The 19,560-nt window shown below is 56.0% G+C and carries 17 protein-coding genes and 1 pseudogene; 10 read left to right on the top strand and 8 right to left on the bottom strand.

All coding sequences use genetic code 11. The features are described from left to right. Positions 1–24: 24 nt before the first annotated feature. A complete protein-coding gene (locus tag PQB87_RS00045) occupies positions 25–1,122 on the top strand; it encodes a DUF262 domain-containing protein (protein WP_489242431.1) in 1,098 nt (365 codons plus the stop codon). 3 nt (positions 1,123–1,125) lie between these two features. Continuing rightward, positions 1,126–1,752, top strand: a complete 627-nt coding sequence (locus PQB87_RS00050; protein WP_124486751.1) for an MAE_28990/MAE_18760 family HEPN-like nuclease — start codon at positions 1,126–1,128, stop codon at positions 1,750–1,752. On the opposite strand, the gene PQB87_RS00055 is transcribed toward PQB87_RS00050, so the two are convergent. Then, the gene (locus tag PQB87_RS00055) at positions 1,734–2,153 is read right to left on the bottom strand and encodes a very short patch repair endonuclease (protein ID WP_080424157.1); all 420 of its coding nucleotides are present in this window, start codon (positions 2,151–2,153) and stop codon (positions 1,734–1,736) included. The genes PQB87_RS00050 and PQB87_RS00055 overlap by 19 nt on opposite strands. Positions 2,154–2,646: 493 nt before the next feature. On the opposite strand from PQB87_RS00055, the gene PQB87_RS00060 reads away from it, so the two are divergent. From PQB87_RS00060 to PQB87_RS00095, 8 genes are all read left to right on the top strand, one after another. Beyond that, positions 2,647–3,150, top strand: a complete 504-nt coding sequence (locus PQB87_RS00060; RefSeq protein ID WP_489242432.1) for a helix-turn-helix domain-containing protein — start codon at positions 2,647–2,649, stop codon at positions 3,148–3,150. Positions 3,151–3,428: 278 nt separating this feature from the next. Further along, a complete protein-coding gene (locus PQB87_RS00065; RefSeq protein ID WP_489242433.1) occupies positions 3,429–4,064 on the top strand; it encodes a TnsA endonuclease N-terminal domain-containing protein in 636 nt (211 codons plus the stop codon). 13 nt (positions 4,065–4,077) lie between these two features. Continuing rightward, positions 4,078–6,036, top strand: coding sequence for a TnsB C-terminal domain-containing protein (locus tag PQB87_RS00070; RefSeq protein ID WP_124486752.1), 1,959 nt, complete (start codon positions 4,078–4,080; stop codon positions 6,034–6,036). After that, the gene (locus PQB87_RS00075) at positions 6,026–6,964 is read left to right on the top strand and encodes a TniB family NTP-binding protein (RefSeq protein WP_124486753.1); all 939 of its coding nucleotides are present in this window, start codon (positions 6,026–6,028) and stop codon (positions 6,962–6,964) included. Before PQB87_RS00070 ends, PQB87_RS00075 begins: the two co-directional genes overlap by 11 nt. Before the next feature lies 1 nt (position 6,965). Next, on the top strand, positions 6,966–8,477 hold the full coding sequence (locus PQB87_RS00080) for a TniQ family protein (protein ID WP_124486754.1): 1,512 nt from the start codon (positions 6,966–6,968) through the stop codon (positions 8,475–8,477). Positions 8,478–8,803: 326 nt separating this feature from the next. After that, entirely contained in the window at positions 8,804–10,162 is a 1,359-nt protein-coding gene (locus tag PQB87_RS00085; RefSeq protein ID WP_124486755.1) for a hypothetical protein, read from the top strand. 64 nt (positions 10,163–10,226) lie between these two features. Beyond that, positions 10,227–10,844: a hypothetical protein gene (locus tag PQB87_RS00090; protein WP_124486756.1), complete on the top strand. Its 618-nt coding sequence runs from the start codon at positions 10,227–10,229 to the stop codon at positions 10,842–10,844. A gap of 92 nt (positions 10,845–10,936) precedes the next feature. Further along, positions 10,937–11,716 (top strand): metallophosphoesterase, encoded by a 780-nt coding sequence (locus tag PQB87_RS00095; protein WP_124486757.1) that lies wholly within the window; start codon positions 10,937–10,939, stop codon positions 11,714–11,716. Positions 11,717–11,732: 16 nt separating this feature from the next. Here PQB87_RS00095 and PQB87_RS00100 read toward each other — a convergent pair whose 3' ends face one another. The 7 genes and pseudogenes from PQB87_RS00100 to istA all read right to left on the bottom strand — a co-directional run bounded on the left by PQB87_RS00100 (position 11,733) and on the right by istA (position 19,548). Further along, the gene (locus tag PQB87_RS00100) at positions 11,733–12,200 is read right to left on the bottom strand and encodes an HAD domain-containing protein (protein ID WP_124486758.1); all 468 of its coding nucleotides are present in this window, start codon (positions 12,198–12,200) and stop codon (positions 11,733–11,735) included. Positions 12,201–12,514: 314 nt separating this feature from the next. Next, entirely contained in the window at positions 12,515–13,414 is a 900-nt protein-coding gene (locus tag PQB87_RS00105; protein ID WP_060343754.1) for a ParB/RepB/Spo0J family partition protein, read from the bottom strand. Continuing rightward, positions 13,411–14,325, bottom strand: a complete 915-nt coding sequence (locus PQB87_RS00110; RefSeq protein ID WP_124486759.1) for a ParB/RepB/Spo0J family partition protein — start codon at positions 14,323–14,325, stop codon at positions 13,411–13,413. The genes PQB87_RS00105 and PQB87_RS00110 overlap by 4 nt, the downstream gene beginning before the upstream one ends. Next, positions 14,318–15,817 carry a recombinase family protein gene (locus tag PQB87_RS00115; protein ID WP_489242849.1) on the bottom strand — a complete coding sequence of 500 codons (1,500 nt, stop codon included), beginning with the start codon at positions 15,815–15,817 and terminating at the stop codon, positions 14,318–14,320. Before PQB87_RS00115 ends, PQB87_RS00110 begins: the two co-directional genes overlap by 8 nt. Before the next feature lie 1,067 nt (positions 15,818–16,884). Further along, a pseudogene (locus PQB87_RS00120) lies at positions 16,885–17,391 on the bottom strand (plasmid partitioning protein RepB C-terminal domain-containing protein); the annotation flags it as partial. 67 nt (positions 17,392–17,458) lie between these two features. Further along, positions 17,459–18,325, bottom strand: coding sequence for an IS21-like element helper ATPase IstB (gene istB / locus PQB87_RS00125; RefSeq protein ID WP_489241748.1), 867 nt, complete (start codon positions 18,323–18,325; stop codon positions 17,459–17,461). Further along, on the bottom strand, positions 18,322–19,548 hold the full coding sequence (gene istA, locus PQB87_RS00130; RefSeq protein WP_248557994.1) for an IS21 family transposase: 1,227 nt from the start codon (positions 19,546–19,548) through the stop codon (positions 18,322–18,324). The genes istB and istA overlap by 4 nt, the downstream gene beginning before the upstream one ends. Positions 19,549–19,560: the final 12 nt, after the last annotated feature.

The following is a 19,560-nucleotide window of genomic DNA, read 5'->3' on the forward strand; positions in this document are numbered from 1 at the left end:
ACGAAATATTTCAGATAATTTACTATGGCAACGACTGCACGAAACCAGCTTCGTTTCATCACGGAAGAAGACAAAACGGCAGCAGAAGCACAGGTCCGTGAGCTGCAAACTGATGTCGACTATGAAACGAAGGAATACACGGTCGAACTCATCGTGCAGAAGTATCTCGAAGGCGAGCCCGAGGACGCCAACGAACTCTTCGTTCCGACCTACCAGCGCGACTTCGTGTGGCACCCCGACCGTCAAAGCAAGTTCATCGAGTCAGTAATGCTCGGTCTCCCGATACCTTATGTATTCACGGCCTCCCTCGCGAAAGACATCGATTCGGACGAAGGACGCGTCGAAATCGTCGACGGTTCGCAGCGCATCCGTACTCTCGCGGCCTTTCTGAACGACGAGCTGATTCTCGATGGCCTGGAGAAGCTGTCCAAACTGAATGGATTCCGATTTTCGGACATCGAGCTCTCTCGTCAGAGAAAGTTCAAGCGACGCCCTATCCGTGTGATTGAATTATCGGAAAAAGCAACGGAATCGGTCAGACGCGACATATTTGAACGCATCAACACGGGCAGCGACGAGCTCAGGGCGATGGAGAAACGCAAGGGCATCTTCACGGGGCCCTTCTATGATTTCATCGCGGAATGCGCCGCACTACCCCTATTCAACGAAGTGTGTCCAATTTCCTATCGCAAGCAACGAAGAGAAGAAGCGGAAGAAATGGTGCTTCGTTACTTCGCGTATGCCGACCGATATGAACAATTCAACCATAGCGTGCGGAGCTTCCTTGATAGCTACCTGAAGGAACATCAACACAAGTTTGATAAGGAGAAGTTGCTCTCTCGCTTTGTGTCGATGCTAGAGTTCGTTCGCGACAATTTTCCCTTTGGCTTCCGGAAATCTCCTACCAACTCGTCAGTTCCACGAGTCCGTTTCGAAGCAATTTCTGTTGGTGTAACACTCGCGTTGCAGAAACACCCTGAGCTCAATGCCTCGAAGCAGGATATTGCAGACTGGTTGGCGTCAGAGGAATTTTCGAAACATACGGTCTCTGACGCAAGCAATTCGCGGCCCAAGGTAAAAGCCCGCATTGAATTTGTGCGAGACCAACTTCTGCGCGGATAAAAAATGCACTCCGTTCGTGCCGACTTTGATAAACGATGCGCCGAAATCAAAGACTATCTCGATTGGCTTGACGACACCGAATCGAAGGACCACGGCATCCCTAAGGGACTGCCGCCTACGATGAAGGCCGCCGCGATGCTGTTGCTTTACAACCTGGTTGAGTCGACTATGACCAACGCGGTAGAGGCCATATTTGACGAGTTGCAAACGAGAAAAGTGGCATTCGACTCACTGAGCACCTGTCTCAAGGTTGCCGTACTTGCGAACGTCAAAAACGTGGCTGCAGACAAGTTAACCGATAAGCTTGTCGCCATCACCACCGACATCATTGGCTGCACGTTCGACAAGGCCAAGGTATTCAACGGAAACGTGAATTCGAAAAAGATACGCGATAAGCTGAGTGAGTTCGGGATTAAGACAACCAATGCTTACAAGGAAGAACGTCTTAACGCCATCCTGGTAGCCAGGAACCGGCTCGCGCACGGCGCGGAATCCTTTGGCGACTACGGTAAGGACCTGACTGCTGGCGAGCTCATTCGCGACTATGAACGCGTAAGCGGCTTGCTCGCCTCCGTACTCAACGACGTTGAAGAATTTCTCAATCAGCGTCACTATTTGTCCGCGGTTTGAATCGCAACGCGTATCCGGCTCACGCACCCCGCCAAGTCTTTTTTCACTTCGTGCTCCCACAAGCGTATAACACGCCACCCGGCCGCAGACAGTTTCTCGTCGACCTGCCGGTCCCGCTGCTGGTTCCGCCTGATTTTCTCGGCCCAAAATATCGCGTTTGAGACCGGTCTCGTGCCATGTAACGGGCATCCATGCCAAAAGCAACCGTCTACGAAAACAGCAATCCTGGCGGTAACAAATACAACATCTGGCCGACCAGGCAGTGAGTTTGCCATCTTGATACGATACCGAAGACTTGCAGCCCAGAGTGCACGTCGTAACCGCAGCTCGATATCGGTTCCCGTCTGTCGCACTCGTCTCATGCGGGCGCTCCGCTGCTCTGGCGTGAGGATGTCGACCATGAAAAGACCTATCCAAACTTACAGTTCGCGGGACAGCTTACCAGCGAGTGAGCAACTTTTAGTGCGTCCCATGCTCTCGCTCCGCGGGCGGACGACGCGAAGCGACGCCTGGCATCCCGTGCGAATTGGCCATCCCACGCGCATTTTCGAAGCGCGCCAGCGCAGAGGTCGTCTTTCGAGCGGCGACGGCTTCGGTAGCAACCGAAGCGGCCGCTCGTTCGGACCGCCGAAACCCCATAGCTACCGTGGTCTTCTATGCGAGACCCTGCAGGCCAGCGCGGCAGTAACGTTGATCTCGTAGGGCCGCCCCCCCTTTCAGACGATGGCGCCAAATTTAGCGCTTATCCGCTTGATTGCGCTGCACGCACCGCCCTGCGACAAATCGCCGGCAGAACGTCTGCGGCGTGGATACAAAAACGAATATTAATTCGCATCACCAAAGATATGTCTCTAAGGGATGCACGCAAATCGCCACTCCACGGTGCAATTTTCCATGGAACCGATCAAAAAAAATATACGAGTCCTGACTTTGCGAAATTTCTCGAATCCAGCTAGGCTCGAGACTCGCCTAAACATCACCCTGCTGTCGAATATCATCGTGACAAATCTTGGAAACTTCGTGCGCACTCGCCGGCGAGAGCTCCGCATCACGCAGACGGAGCTTGCTCGCCGAGTGGGAGTCGACGATGCCTACATCAGTGCGATCGAGCGAGGGATTCGCACGCCTGACGGCGTTGCGTTCATCAAGCAACTAGGGGATGCGCTAAACCTGGATGTAGACGGAAAACAGGAACTCGCGACGGTCGCCACGTGCTCTCAGCGCTACATTCATTTGTCAGATCCGCTGCCCGTGTACAAATACCAGGTCATTGCTGACCTAGTGTATGACCAGGGTCTGTCAGAGGAAGATATGGAGGCGATTGCTCACGTGCATGCAGCGATTCGACGAAATCGCAAGATGCCGACCGGCCCAACCAGCCAAGGAGGAGCCATGTAAAAAGAAAAGCGCCACGAAGCCGAAGGCCTGCAGCGCTTTGGATCAGAATCAGTAGCGATTCGTCTCCTGACAAAACCGAGTCTCTACCAATCTGACCTCAGCGTCAAGCCCCGCTTTTTCTCTACGATTTGCACCACCTAGAAATTCGATCAAATTTGATCGAATTTCTGAGTTCGCTCGCCCGTACGCGAGGTTCTTTTCGACATCACACTGCTGTCGAAGGGTGGCGTATTCCCGAAACGTAAGCGTCTCCACGAGACGCGACGGAGAGAGAACTCGTGCCTGAAATTTCCCAAACCTTACTCATTCACGCCTCATCGCGTCGAGTGCGTCGCATCGTGACCGTCTCTGGCCGCGGTGTGCGAGGGACCTTCCCAAGTCGGAAGTCCGCAAAGTCGGCTCAGTTCGAGAGCCGCATCGAGGAAAAGACGTTACGCATCCTGGAGGTAGCCCCATTAGTTGAGTCAATCGAAACACAACCGCAGGTCTTCGAATACTCCGACGGCACGAACCGACGGCGCTATACGCCTGACGTGAAGATTGAAACTGGCGTCGGAACGGTCTTCCTCGAGGTCAAGGATGACGAGTCACTCACTTCAAACTCGCAAGCAATCGCTCGACTTTCCGCCGCCGCTCGATATCTCCGGCAACGTGGTCATCGTTTCCACATTGTTTTGCTAAGTGACCTCGACAACGATCTGCAGCACCAGCTCGAGCTTCTTCTAAAAGCGCGTCCAATACGCAGGCGGTATCGACCCAACATCGACGCAACGCTCTGGGACCCAGAAAACGGAACACATTTGCCTGCAGAGCTACAGCAGCAATGGGAGGACGCGAAGCGTGAGTGTGACGCTTTCCTTCACCGGATCATGAAACGCGACCCGGACGACCTGCTGCCCGTCTCGATTCGATAACTGGAGATACACCATGGCCAATTTCACTAAGGACCAAATCGTCTTCAGAGGTGAAGGGACATTTCGCATCGTACGCGTACAAGATGACATAGCCCAACTGGAGAACACAGTGACGGGGGAGTTCTCCAATCACAGTGAGGCAGACCTCCTTGAAGAATATTTGCGAGGATATCTGCGTACGGCTAATAGCAGGCAATATCAACGCTCCCCGAAACGCAGTACTTTCAAGGACGCATTGGAGGCTTGTACATCCGCAGGCCAGTTCGGAGATTTCGAGACGCGCCGACGAGTCAACTATCTAGTGATGCTCGATCGAATGGGCGCATTCGAAGGTCCTCGGTCAGCGCTTCGTCCGGCAATTCAGAAAGTGGCAGCGGATCTCGCCGATGCTACACCACCTCATGAAACCACTGTATATCGCTGGCGTCGCCGATACCGTATTGCACATTGCGACATCCGCGCATTGCTTGATCAGTCGGAACATCGGGGCGGAAAGGGAAAATCAAGGCTAGATCTGATTGTGGAATGCATCATCCACGAAAAGATTGAAACGGCCCTCTTTAACAGCAAAAGCGGAACCGCAGAAGAAGTCCATAATGCGGTATTCCTCGAAATCCAGCGGCAAAACGCGACGCGTATCGAGTCAGAATGGCTCAAGGTACCAGGGCTCCGTACCATTCAAAGGCGCATCCATGATATTGCCGCCTACGACAGAACCACAGCTCGCTATGGCGAGCGCGAAGCTCAGCGCCGATTCGCGAATCAATATCGGGCCCGGAAGGTATCCCGAATCCTCGAAATTGTCGAAATCGACCATACGCCGATAGATCTACTGTACGCGGACGCAAATGGCAACGCCATCGATCGGCCGATGTTCACCGTTGTCATCGACCGATTTTCTAGATGCGTTCTGGGCTTCTGCATCAGTTCCGCCGGGCATGGGGTCCACGCTGTGTTCGAAGCACTGCGGCACGCCATGATGCCCAAGAGCTATCTGAGAGAACGATTTCCGGAATTACCTGAGTGGCCATGCCATGGTTGGCCGGAACGCTTACTCATGGACAATGGGCGCGAAATGCATGCCCGTGCAGTCGTCGATGCCATGACCAATCTGGGCGTGGTCTGTGAGTACGCTGCATCGCGCGACCCAAACGACAAGCCATTCGTTGAACGCTTTCTCCGGACGTTCAACTACTCCTTCATACACAAACTTGCAGGAACGACTCTCGCGAAGGTTCACCAACGTATCGACTTCAAGGCGGAAGACGAAGCATGCATCACATTCGACAAACTCAATGAGATGGTTCATGCCTGGATCACCAAGATCTATCACATGAGGCCTCACAAAGGTCTAAGCGGCCGCGCGCCGATCGACGTTTGGAAAGAAGGTGCCACTGTAAATCCCCCTTTGCTGAAATGTAACGCCGATGATCTCAGCATCGAGTTCGGCGAACATGCCGAACGCGAGTTACAGCACTACGGCGTCGACTACAAAACATTTCAGTACGTGTCCTCGGAACTACTCGCATTACGACGCATGTTGCCGACCAAATCAAAGGTAGACATCGTAGCCCCGTACGAAAACGCCGGTGTGATCTACGTATGGGATCGGCTCGAAAACCGATACATTCGCGCCATCAATACCGACGACCGATACCACAATCTGACGGTCGAGCAAGCCAAGGCGGTGAAGGCGCGGGACAAAAATTCCGATTCTCATCAACGGACCAGAGCAAGCGGTGAAGAAATGATCCGCGAGATGAGCACCGAGGCAATGCAGTCAAAGAAGCTCAAACGACGTAAACAGGGCGCGCGTCAAGCTCACATTACGTCGAAGTCCGCCAATCGTCACTCTCCCATCGAGTCTGTATCGCGGGGTGATCTTTCGCAAAGCACTTTTACTTCGGATTCCGATGAGCTAACCGGATTTGAAGTCGACACCTTCGATGCCGAGGTTCGTCATGAAGAATAACGCCGCGTGCGCAGCGACTGTTCAAAAGATTCGGAAAGAATTCATCAAACTCCCTCACGTCAGGCGAATAACGGCTTCATTGGACCGTATGTACGCGTATCAGTGTTGCAACGAGGAAGCCGAACATCTGATGCTGGTCGGTGAATCCGGAGTGGGAAAGTCCACGCTACTTGCCAGATACGCAGCAGAACATCCTCCGATCGAACACGAGGAATTCACCGAGGTCCCGGTACTGTATGTGGTGCTGGGTCCCTCTCCCACGCCTAAGACGTTGGCACACACACTCCTGCGCGTACTGGGAGACCCGAAATGGAACACGGGCCGAGAGGTGGAGCTGACTGCCAGGCTGGTGTTTCTCATCAAGCAATGCCGTGTCCGACTCGTGATCGTCGATGAAGCCAATCACTTGATCGACCGAGGTGGCGAGAAAACACTCCACACTGCCGCCGACTGGATCAAGCGGTTAGTCGATGCGACGCGAGTGTCATTTGTACTAGCCGGCGTCCCCAGAATCACGCGCTTGCTCGATACGAATGATCAGCTACGCGAACGGTTCCGGGAGGTCGTTGGGATCAACCGACTGTCGGTGGCCAATCGGTCAACCGAATTGGAGTTCCGTAACGTACTTGCGACCTTCAAAAGATACCTGCAGGACCTCCCGGCGGTTGACATCTCCGGTGCTACTGTCACCCGCCTGTTTGCTTTTGCAACCGATGGGCGTCTTCGCGATATCCGGAGACTCATGGTGCGCGCGGTCGAGCTGGCGTACAGTCAACCGGATCCCCGACTGACAGACAAGGTCTTCGCGGAAGCATTCCGGACGGTCATCTACCCGGATGCGCCAGACGAACGGAATCCTTTCCACGAGCGATTCAATGAGATGCCTCTCGTGAAAGGCGATGAACCCTTTGCACCGGTGGAGCGCTAACATGATGACCGCCAAGACTTCTGGTCTACCACTGTGCCGCCCCAAAATCCTTCCTGACGAATGGATCGAAACCTATCTTTTTCGCGTCGCTAGAGCAAATGGCATTCGCCGTCCAAGGCTCAGCGATCTCGAACGGTTTCGCCCAACACTTCCCGTCACGGCCGGGAGCAAGCCTGACGGCTATCCGATTTGGAGCGACACCACGCTGCCACGATGGAGCGTGGTTACTCGCGTAAACAAAATCCGATATTGCCCGGAATGCATGGTTCAGTCCAGGCACATTCGTTCGCGCTGGCGCCTCACAGTCTTTGAAGTCTGCACGCTCCATCATGTCCGTCTGAAAGACGATCTTGCCGAACCCGTCATGACGCGGGGCTATAAGCAAGAAGGTAAACATTTCGTCACGGATATCACGGATGAGCAGCTCTGGGACGGTGCGGTGTGTCCAATGCCCAGCGAGCGGCAGCACGTTGACCGCTTGTGGTCAGGTTTCGAACGCCTAATCCTTGAAGGCGATCTGTCCAGCGCTTTCGCGCAGCTCACTCACATCTTGTTTCTGGAAGCCCTACTCGATGCCCTGGCAACCACCACGCCAGAGTCTGAGTCGCTGCCCATAGATGCCCCTCGGTCAACCCGGCTGGCCGAACTGGTCGAGAGAGGCCAACTTTCCTTGGTGCCAGATTGGGACGGAATTCGCGATTTCCTGGATCAGATCACCGATTCATCACATCGCAACACCGTGCTCGCTCGATTACGTCGCATGCTGCTCGATGAAGCTCACAGACCCACATGCCTTGCGAGTTTACCGATTTTAGATCTGAGGAGGCGGTTTTTGATGAACGGCCAGAAAAGAGTTGCTCCACAAACCCAAGGGGAGCTCCATCCGGGTCATGTGGTACCCGAAGGGTACGTGAGCTTCGAAAAGGCGACTGCGCTCATTGAATGTCCAAGAGCGCATCTTCAACACTTTATCCGGGAAAACATCATTCAAGGTTCCATCACGGTCCAGCACGGCAGCACGCGACATGTATTTCTCCCACCACAGGCAGTGGAAGCATGCCGCAGATGGTACGAGTCCGTCGCAACCCGCGAGCAGGTAATGAAGGAATTGCATATCAATCGGCACGGTTGCCTCACGCTAATGAATTCCGGCCTACCGCAGCCGCTGACAGTCAACGGGCAGACATATTTCTATCGAACGCACCTCGTAGATCTGTGCCGCCAGCTAGAGGACTTGTCGCAACCTTGTCCGGCCAGCCCTGGGTATTTACAACCGCTGTTCGGAACGTGGTTGCAGTGGCAGGGGCCCTATACATCAAGCTCACGAGAAGTGCTGAAGGAAGTCCTATCTGGCGAATTTCCCATCTTCCGTCGACTGGAAAATCCAGGCCTATCTGCCTACTTCATTGATTGGACGGCAATCGAAAGACTGCATCAGTCCAAGACGGACGTAGGTGCCAATCGGGCACAGTTGAAACGACCATCGCAGCAGCTTTCCCTCTTGCCGGAATGAACCACAAATCAATCCATCACGTGGGTTGGCGCTCTCGAGGAATCGCCCTGTTTTCGGGGCGGTTCCTGGTGCGACCAATGGCAGGCGCGGATGAAAGTTTCCTTGGCTACCGCTTGCGGGTCGCATTCGCCAACGGGCTGTCCAACCCTGGTTGGTTGGACTGCTTAGATTTCAGGCTCCCGAAAGCTCATGGCATCGCCCGCTGGTGCCCGCGTTGCTTGTCCGACTCCGGATGCAATTGGCGGGAGGACTGGTACTCCGGGCCGGCAGCATGCTTGGCGCATCGCTGCTGGCTCACTTCAGTGTGCGCCGCGTGCCGACGGACGTTGCGCTGGAAACAGGTTCGCTTCGCCAATTGCGCTTGCGGCGCACCATTGCAAGAAGCGACCATCGACCAACTTTCAGACGAAGTCCTGAAGCTGATCGGCGGTCAAATCGCTTCGAGTACTGCCCTTCTGTCTGTTGGGGAACGATGGAACCTCGCTCGTTTCCTAGGAGCACTCTCACAGTTCGGACTTCAGGGCAAACCATTGAAGAGGGCCTCGCGTCGAACAGAGAACGTCGAACAACTCCTGGTGACTGCCGGCGCATCACTAATCGCCGATCAGGCGGCTTGTTTCGAATTGCTTGACCGCCTTCGTGCTCCTCAGGCAGGCGTGAATAACGTTCCCCTGCTCTCGGATGTCTTTCCGCATCTGCTCACTATGCTGCGCAAGCAGTTGAGTGAGGCAGAACGTCGCTGGATGCTGAACCTCCTATATGCGTACGTTACGAGTTCATCGCGCCATGGGTCGGCAGTGCTCTGGGAACGAAAAGGCGCTGCCGGGCGGACGAACAAGGAGTTGCGCAATCGGCCGAAGACACGAAATTCAGCCATTGCCAACATGCTTGCGCAGACCGGTGAAACCGTACCAGTCAGGCGAACCCGGGCTGGACGGCAGAAGTTTGCAATCAGTGACGATAACCTGAAACGTCTCCGAAACACCCAACGTTCGCTGGTCCCGCTGAAGACAGCGGCCCGATACGCCGGGATGTCCACCAGACGTATCCAAGCACTGGCGAAGGCAGGCCTACTTGCTTCACACGAGGCACGGATAGACACGAGATCAGTCGATCGTTTGCTCGGCAACATCGCGGCAGCCTGTGATCGGGATGGATCGGTGTTTGAGGATCCGGTCAGCATAGCCGAGGCCTTGCGTCTGTACGTTCCTGTTGACGCGTCAGGAGCATTCTTCAACGACCTCACGAACGGTGCTGTGCGCCTTGCCGTCGAGCGAGGCAAACAACCGGCGTTGCGGAATATTTTTGCCGACCGCGGCGACGTAATCTCCACCGCGCAGATACCGGTCGAATCGGATTCCCCGATATCCATTGTTGAAGCAGCTCGTCGACTCGGCGTCAAACAGGAAGTGATGTACCACCTGATCAACGTAGGGCTAGTCAGGACTCGAACGGGCAAACTGCGCCGCCGGGCAGCACGAGTCGTCGATGTTGATGAACTGAAGAAATTTGCCGAACAATTTCAGCCGCTGTCCACGGTGGTAAGTGCGATTGGAATCTCCGCTCGCGAAGCGCCTAGCTGGGCCAGGCAACATGGTATCGAGATCGTCACCGGACCATCTGTCGATGGTGGACGACAGTACTGGGTCCGCAGGAGACCGACGCGGGAAATTCCCGCAGTGTAAGCGGCGAAGCATGAGAACTCGGCTTTCCTGGACCGTGTGAGCCTATCTTGCTACAGGAGTTTATATGGGAATCCGGAAATCTAGCCCGGTTGTGCTGGAACCCCTTGTATTTCTGTATCGTTGGCAAGTTATGGAGACGGACAAGGGCTTCCGCCATTTCATTGGGCACAACATGGAAACTATGAGCGGGCGGGCAAGCACCCCTATCGTGAAATTTGATCCGGAGACGCGCCGCGGGGTCACCCAATCCGGGAGGATCTACGAACTGATCGCGGCAAGCGGCGTCGACAGCAACGCCAACCTTCTATGGGACATTACATGCGCTCAAACCGGCGCCACTTCCACAGACGTCTCATCTGAGTACGATCAAACGGGTATCGCCTCCCTGCAACCTGTCGCGCCTTTCATTGCCAATCTGTTCTACGACGTCAGGCTAAGATGCCTGAGCGCCAATGTCCTGGCCACCCGTCAATTTTTCGAGCCACGGAATCCGGACGACCTGGCGGAGCTGTTGTTTGCAATAGGCGTGAGACAGGGTTACCTTCGCGTCCCGGATTTCGACATGGTCGAAAATCGGACTGAATTCGTTGATCTTGTGCGCGCGGTAGAGCGCCGGCTCAATCAAATGGAGCGGGGCTTGCCGCGTGACACTGATGGACCGCCAACCGCAGAACCGTCGTGATGGCCTGACGACACTGACGACCTGCCGATGTTGAACATCTTGATCTGACACCAGTCAATCTAGGCAACAATCCAACCATAGATCGCAAAGCCGTGAAACTGCTCGTCCTGTCCGACTTGCACAACGAATTCGCACTAGCCGTAGCCGATGCGGAGGCCGTCGCCCGCGTCGATGTCATCGTCCTAGTTGGCGACATCCATACGAAGGACCGCAGCGTTGAATGGGCTCGCGCATTCGTTGACGATCCGGCCAAGCCCGTCATCTTGGTAGTGGGGAATCACGAGTTCTACCAAGGGAACTTCGACCACACGCTGGACAAAGCTCCGCGAGCTTGCGCAGGGCGCCGCCGATCGGTCCATGTATCAATCAGACGCTCAAGAGGAACGAGACAAACGATGCGAGTTTTTGTCGATACCGAATTTACCGATTTCGTCGACTGCGATCTGATCAGCATTGCGCTGGTCGCCGACGATGGCCGAGAGTTCTATGCCGAGTGCGACGACTTCGATCGAAACACATGCAGCGCGTTCGTCCATGAAGCGGTATTGCCGCAGTTAGGTCAATACCCCGATCGAGTGTTCTCTCGGGCGAGCCTCCAGTTGGCACTCCTCGCATGGCTCCAACCGTTCGAGGGCGGCATCTTCTGCATGGACTTCCCTGGGGACTGGGACCTTCTAGTAGACATCCTCGATGGGGTACCGAATGGCTGGCAGGGGCTGCTTGTGCGTGATCAGGCCGACCAGGGCCGGCTGGAGTCCTACTACAAGCAGTTCGGCGGTCGACATCATGCGCTACACGATGCCCGCGCTCTGCGTTACGCGATGCAAGATGGAACGTCGTCTACGGATGCTGCGCAATCGAGCTCCGACTGACATCGATTGTGATCGCCTAGGAGACGAACTCATCAATCCGTTGCAGTACGGCAGGATCGTCTATCCCGCGGGCTGGATCGCACACGACGAGTCGGGATTGCAGTTCTGGGGCGGACGCGAATTCTTTGGGGGCGTCGTCCAGAATCAAGATATCGGCCAACGTCAGTCGGCGCCTCCGCATATAGTCCGCAATCCGTAGCGAGCGGCTCTCGATGCGTCGATTCGTAAGATAAACTTTGGTAGCCGCGCTCAGCTCGCGCAGATACTCATGTTGCAAGCGTTTGAGGTCGAACATATAGATCCAGGTGCTATGGATTGCGATGTCGACCGCTTTCCCGCTGACACGTTCGGCCAGTTTGGTCTGCAGTGAACAAACCCCCTGTCCGACCACCGCCGGTCCGTTGGGCCCGTATTCGAGTTCGCCCACTGAATTTGGATGTAGGACTCCATCGATGTCGAGGAATATCGTTACCCTCTTGCTCATTGCCGAGATCGCCCATAGTGAACCAGGAGAGCAGGCCGGACTGTGCCAGCGCCGGGGACGCATGCTTCGTTCAGCACTATTCTATGCCCGGCGATTGTTCTCGCTGATAGGTTGGAGTATGCGCAGGGAGCGATACTCTTCATGGCACCCTCAATTCTACGGAACGCGACGTTTCGTCGCCGCACCGACGACTTTTGAGCACGGAAAGTTCTGACGCTTCGGGCAAAGCAATGCACCGCCACTTCCCCATGCAGTGCGCGCCGTCAAAACTCGGATTGACGTAACCAAATGCCAAGCCTCAAAGGAAGGTGGACCTACTCCTGTTCTGATGCCCGATTGTCGGCTGCGATAGCGTCCATCGTCGAGACGAGGCTGTCCAGCAAGTCGCCGTGATACCGTTTCAGATGCCCGTGGATATTGTTGTTACGGAGCAAGCGGCTCATGAACCCTTTGGCGACGACCAGCGCGAGCATGGTATCGCCCACTTCCGTCTCAACAGCTTGGCAGTCTTCACGCAGGCGCTCCATCTCCGCTTCCATGCGAGCTAGATCCTCCGGCGATATCTCGTTCTTTTTCTTCGGTTTCGCGAAGTCATTCAATCCTTCAGGCCTGGTTGTCGCGAGGATCATCTCCAAGTATGGGACTGTGAACTTGTTCGCCGCCACCATCATTTCGGCCGCTTCGATCTGCCGATACGGCTTCATTTTCTTGAGCAGAATGAATATCTTGGGCAGCACCTGCCGGTTCTTTAGGATAGAAACAGCTTCAGGCGCGACGCCGTCGAGCATCGTCGCTCGCTCACGAATACTACGAACGTCGGTCCGTAAGACTTCTGCAATGCGCTCTTCGGACGCGCCTTTCGCGAGGGCGGCCCGAATCATTTTGTGTTCCTGCACTGCGGACAGGCGGTTGATATGCCGATTGAACGTGAATCCCTCATCGTCTGTCGACACCATGCAAGGCGCTACAGCACCACCAAGTTGCTTCAACGCTTCAAGCCGCAAACGCCCATCCAGCAATTCATAGTGTCCCAGGCGCTCAGTTGACGGAAAAACGGCCAACGGTTCGATGATGCCCAACTTCTCAATCGAGGTCATGATCGACGCAAACTTGCGCGTCAGTACCATACCCTTGGACAGGGGTGAGCCCGGGTGGATCAGTTCAATCGGCACCTCAATGATTCGTTCCTCGAAGCCTCGCTTAACGGTCGTCATGGCAGCAGTTCCTGAGGTATTCGCATCGCAACCGCTTCTGGGATGTCCTTTATTCCCTCTGCGCGCAGCAATGTTCGGAAATGCTCGTCGGACAAGAAGCGCTTGATTGCAGAGATGATGAGTAGAAGACGCTGATCTTGAATTCTCGCGTTCTGAAGGACGATCTTTTTCCTTCGTACTTCTGTCTGATATGTTCTGAGTAATTTCTGCGGCGTCGTATTGTCCCGGGAATGTAGTCGACCGCTCATCTTCTTTCCGGTGGCTTCCCGCTTACTTATGATTCGCCGCACTCGAATTAATTGCTCGCCTTTCAGCGTCTTCGACTCATAGGCGGAAAGCATAGCTGCTTGCACATCTTCGCTAGATGAGCGCGCAATTTGAACGGCAAGCCACAGTGGCATGTCGCGCTTCTCGACGGCTTGTAGCAGTCGCTGCTCGCCTCTCTCGAGCAACACGAGAATTCCGCTGATGTACGCGGGATCCAAGTTCGTCTTCCTTGCGATTTGGTCATTGGTGTAGCCTTTGGCTCTAAGCACTTGCAAGCCGTTCATGAGTTCCACTGCGGAGTGCCGACGCCGAGCAATGTTCTCGGTCAGTGTGATCAAAAAGCGATCGATCTGACTGGCCTCGACGATGCAACACGGAATCATCATCTCGCCTAAGGCCTTGAGCGCCTCGAGTCGCCCTTGCCCGCATAGCACCTCGTACCAATCTCCTTCGTCGTTCTTACCTCCGTAGGCCACTGTAATCGGTCGCTTCAGCCCAACCGTGGCGATGTTCTCCACTAGCTGGGAGAAGAAGTAGGGGTTTCGCGTACGCGGGTTCAGTACTCGAAGTTGATTCGCCGGAATTTGCACAATCGCGTCGCTACGTGCGAGTGTGGACCCAAGTCTGTCCAGCCGATCATTCATACTCAACTCCTTTGAGTGGCGCACGACGCCCGAGTTGGCAGAGCACATCAAGATCGTCAAAGCGATATGCCTCGAACCCAAAGTCGTTGTAGTCTTGAAGGCGCACCATATCGACCCGCAGTTCGACCGCGGGCAATAGGAAGTAGTCGCGGATCGACTTGGCATCAAACTCCATACGCGCCGCGACAGTGATGTCGGGCAATAGCGCATTGTCGAAGCGGATCACCCACCGATTGTTTCCGACGGCGGTCGGCCGGCAACGCGAAAGAACGAGAGAGACGCGAAACTCGTCGTTGACCCATAGCAGATCGGATCGCTCATCCTTCACGACATTTGCTCCGGCTTCCGTCATAGCTTGTATCGCCTGAGCGACGATCTGAGGATGAAGTCGGCGCAGTTGCCGATTGATCTCCACGTAGCGATAGTCTCTACTCGGCAAGTAGCCGATCAGATCATAGGTTCGCAGCAAGCTCCCGAAGCGGTGCATGTATGCGCTGCTGGACGGGCAGCCGACAGCTTCGTCAATGATGATGCCTGACAGATAACCATTCTTCAGAAGAAGCTGACGCAAGCGCTCGAGCATCTCGGCATCGCTCATACGATATGAGCGCGCCATGATGATCTGCCGTGCAGCTTCGAACAACAAGGGACTGACAATTGGCTTGAACGCGTTGTCCGCTCGCACCCATTGCTCGGGCGGGTTCTTAACCCGTTGTTGTTTCAACTTGAACGAGGTGCGGTTCCAAACGTTGTGCCCGACATATTTTTCATTGATGAGAATCTGATGCACCGTGCCACGCGTCCACAACGTCCCTCTATCAGTCCGAAGGCCTTCGGCATTCAGCGACGCTGCTATCTCGGTCTCGGTTCGTCCATCCTCGACAAAGGCGCTGTAGATACCGCGAACGGTGTCCACTTCTTCTGCCGGTCCGGGTGACAAGATAACTCGATCAGTCTGGATAGATTTCTGCTGGCCGCGCTCGAGCGTGCCTTTGATTTCTCTCGCGTGGTCGACCAGCACGCGGCGCAAACCGTAGCCGGCAGGACCGCCTTGTCGATTTCCGCAACGGATCAGCCGACTTTGCCCAGCATGAACCTTCACGCTGAGCTCACGGCTGTACTCGCCCGCCATAGTCCGCTTCACGCTCTTGATGATGCTGGAGACGGGGCTCCCGTCGTTTTCGAACTGCTCGGCGCAATAGAGAACTTTCACTCCAGCATGCTTGCATCGAATCTCGTAGCTGGCACTTTCGTCCGGGTCCTGAAATCGCCCCCATCGGCTAACGTCGTAGACCAATACGACGGAGAAGTCCGCGTTGCCTGACTCTGCATCGCGCAGTAATGCCTTAAGCGAATCCCGGCCGTCGAGACGTAGACCGCTTTTCCCTTCATCGGCATATACGCGAACGACCTCGAGGTCTCGTGTCTCCGCGAATACGCGAATGACGTCCAGCTGATTTTCGGTCGAATACTGTTGATGCTCCGTGGACATGCGGACGTACGCGACCGCCCGGCGTTCGGTATCCGAGCCCTCATGCGCTGCCTGTCGCGTCGAGCGGACCACGCTGCCTCCCTCCGGCAAGCTATCCCACGCCCGCCTGCGTCAAGACACTCCGTCAAACGACTATAGTTTTGGAGACGCGAAAAATGTTGCCGAAAACAAGCAAGAAGTTGCGCGACAACGAGACATCAAAGGTGGGAAGCGAATACCCACTCGTCATCGCCCTTGCGCTCAAAGGAGAAGTGGGAGGTTCACGGCGCGCGATAAAAACACTGACGCGGTGGACGGGCGCTAGCGAGCGCACCGTACAGAACTGGCTCTCTGCGGTTCGGGGACCAAGCGGCCCACATCTGGTAGCCCTGGCCAAACATTCAAATGCAGTTCACGAAGCGTATTTATCGCTAGCAGGACGAAGCGAGGCATCCGCCTCGCAGATTGAAATGTCGATAGCGCTACTTCGTGAGGCACTCGGTCTACTTGCCGGCAGTAGTTAGAAGACGGCGTTCATTCCAAGCCAGCACGGGCACATTTGACCAGCCACGCCGATGCGCGGCCGCCTGAGAGATGGTGAAGCGCTGCAGCTATCGACGGGTCTTGTACACGCGCTTAAACACGACGCGATCACCGAACATCTTCTGTATGAGCAGGCTAAGCCCAACAAACACCACTGCACCTGTAACCCAGCCGCCTACTGACATGGACTCGGGCAGGTGCCGATGCGCTTGATAGCCCGCGAACGCGGCGGCAAGTAGTGCCGCGCCGAAAAGCCCTCTTGCCGGTCCATACTCAACTTCAGCCTGACACCCCGTGCAAACCGTCGCGCCGCGCGGAACCCCAGTGCGGCAGTGAGTACAAGTCATATTGCTCATTATTTTCACGATCTAGGCTATAAAACCACTCGACTGCAAAACGCAGTGAGCCCCTTTAAGCGCATAACGACATAAAGGTAAAATTCTTTAGACGAATTCGCAACGTCTCAACATACGAATTTTGGATCGCGCAATTTTTCCGATCAGCAGGCCGATTTTCGAAACAATGCGTCGTCAAGCTGCATGAGCTCAGGCAGTCGTTTCGAGGGTCGGCTGCTCTAAGGCAATCGTATCGACGACGGCCTGCAGTTCGCAAAGCAAATCCGCCTGTTGCGCTTGCAAGTACTGGCGCACCGACTCGTTCTCAAGCAGCCTCCCAAGATAGCCCTTTGCGAGCACGAGGTTGAGCACGTCCTGTCCATAAGTCTGCTCGACCACCTTGTACTGTCCCTGCAGATTGCTCATCTCCCGTTCCATCTTCGCCATTTGCTCTGGGCTCACGCCGGCAAGCTTCCTCGGTTTCTTCCCTTCGACCAGCCGAGAAGCCGGTGTCGCAACAAGTAACGCTTCCGCATAAGACACGGACAGGTTGTTCGCTGCCACCATCAGTTCGACGCACTCAACCTGCCGCGTCGGTTTCATCTTGCGTAGAGCTCGCGCGAGCTCCGGCGAAAACTGCCGGTCCTTCAGGAGTTCGGTCGCTTCAGCGCAAATCCCGTCCAGCAATGCCATCCTCTTGATGATCTGCGACACATCTGTCAACGTCGGGCGTAATTTCCCCAGAAGTGTCGAAGTAAAAATCCCCACCCTGTGCGAACGGTGATCAGCCGCCATCGTGATCAGGTGAACTCCTACGGGGGCGGCCCGGTCGCCGGCGAGCGGGTTCAACGGGCACGGGGGTCAGCGAGGATGTGCGGTTGCGCAGATGGTCAGGCAGCAGATCGGCGTGCTCACGCAGGCGATACGACGACCCCTCGATTTGCACCACAATGGCGTGATGTAGCAGACGGTCAAGCAGCGCCGCTGCGACCACGCTATCGCCGAACACTTCGCCCCATTCGCCGAAGCTGCGGTTCGAAGTCAGGATGATGGCGCATCGCTCATAGCAGGCATTGACGAGCTGGAAGAACAGGTTGCCGCCGTTCGAGCCGATCGGGAGGTACCCGATTTCGTCAACGATCAACAGGCTGTTGCGTGCAAGGAATCGCACACGTTGCGTGAGATTGCCCTCGCGCTCGGCCTTGGCCATCGAGGCAACAATTTCGGCAAGCGTGCCGAAGTAGACGCTCTTGCCAGCTCGCACGGCTTCGACGCCGAGCGCGACGCATAGATGGGACTTCCCGGTTCCAGGCGGGCCGAGGAAGTGAACTGTTTGCCGCCGCTCAATGAACTCGAGCTGCGCGAGCGCCATGATGCGATCACGGTCCAGGCTGGGCTGGAAACTGAAGTCGTAGCCAGCCAACGTCTTGATCGTACCGAGCCGCGCAGTTTGCAGTGCCATCTTGATGCGCCGGGTTTCACGTGTCGTGAACTCCTCGCCCAACAAGGTTTCGAGCACCTCCATCATGGAGCTGTCGCCCTGCTCGAAACGCTTCATGGTGGCGTCCAGCGCTTCGAGCGCTCGCGGCATGCGCAGGCCAACCAGGTATCGGCGAATCCGTTCGAGTGTCGATGATGGCATGCTGTTCATGCAGGCCTCCCGGCACCGGCCAGGCGTTTGGCCACCTGGTCATAAAACGCCAGCGGGCGACGCACAACCGGCGTCGCTGGCAGTGGAGCGGCATGCTGTGTAGCCTGCTTCTGACGGTCGTGTGAACGTCGGTGCCCCGGCAGCAGCGATGTTCGTCGACGGCCTTCGAGCACTGGATGAACGGCCAGCAGCTCCCCGTCCTCGTAAATGCGGATCTCGTGAGCCAGGCTGTGAATGTCGAGCGTGCGCCTGCGGGTACGGTCCGGCACGCTGTAGTAGTTGCCGCCGACGGATACGAGCCCTTCGTGACTGACGCGCCGCTCAAGCCGGATCACACCGTTAAACGTTCCAGCGGGTAAGGCCTGCAATGCGGGCCGCTCCTCGCTGAAGTGCTGGGTGACGACACGATGCGTGGTGCCATGCAGGCGGACATTGGCAACCGTGTCGAGCCATTCGCGCAACTGACGGTTCATGTCGCCGAGGTTCTGGAAGCGGCGAGCCAGGAAGAAGTCCTGCCGGATGTACCGGTAGGGGCGCTCGACCTTGCCTTTGGTCTTGGCGCGATAAGCCTTGCAAGCCCGTGGAGTAAAGCTGTAGTGCTGCGCGAACGCGACCAGCTTCGCGTTGTAGACGATGTGCTTCTCGACCTCGCCCAGCACAGCGGTCTTCATCCGGTCGTAGAGAATCTCGCGCGGCACTCCGCCCAGATGTTCGAACGCTTCCATGTGACAGCGCAGCACCGTCTGCAGGTCCTGATGCTCAACGAATCGGCCCCACAGGTACCGGCTATGTCCGAGGACGATCGAGAACAGCCAGATCGAGCGTCGCTGGCCCGGTGCGTCGTCGAATTCAACGTTGAAGTGTGCGAAGTCAACCTGCGCCTGATGGCCGGCGGCGGTCTCGAAGCGCACTTCGAAGCCGCGCTGGCGTGGCGGCCGAACCTCCCGTACCAGGTCGCCCAGCGCAGTGCGACCACCCTTGTAACCCATCGCCCGGACTTCGCGCAGCAGCCGCTCAACACTGAGTTCCGGGAACGTGCGTACGCGTTCGGTCACATAGCTGACGAAGGGGTCGACTACACACGGTCGCGGTGCACGCGGGCCGTAGCGCGGCGCCTGAACGCCATCCTTGATGTATTTGCGAATCGTCTTGCGATCCATGTTCAGTCGAGCGGCGATGGCAGAGATACTCAGCCCCTGCCGGTGCAGTTCCAGAATCGTCATCACTTCTCCCAG

Source organism: Burkholderia sp. KL41, assembly GCF_057005415.2.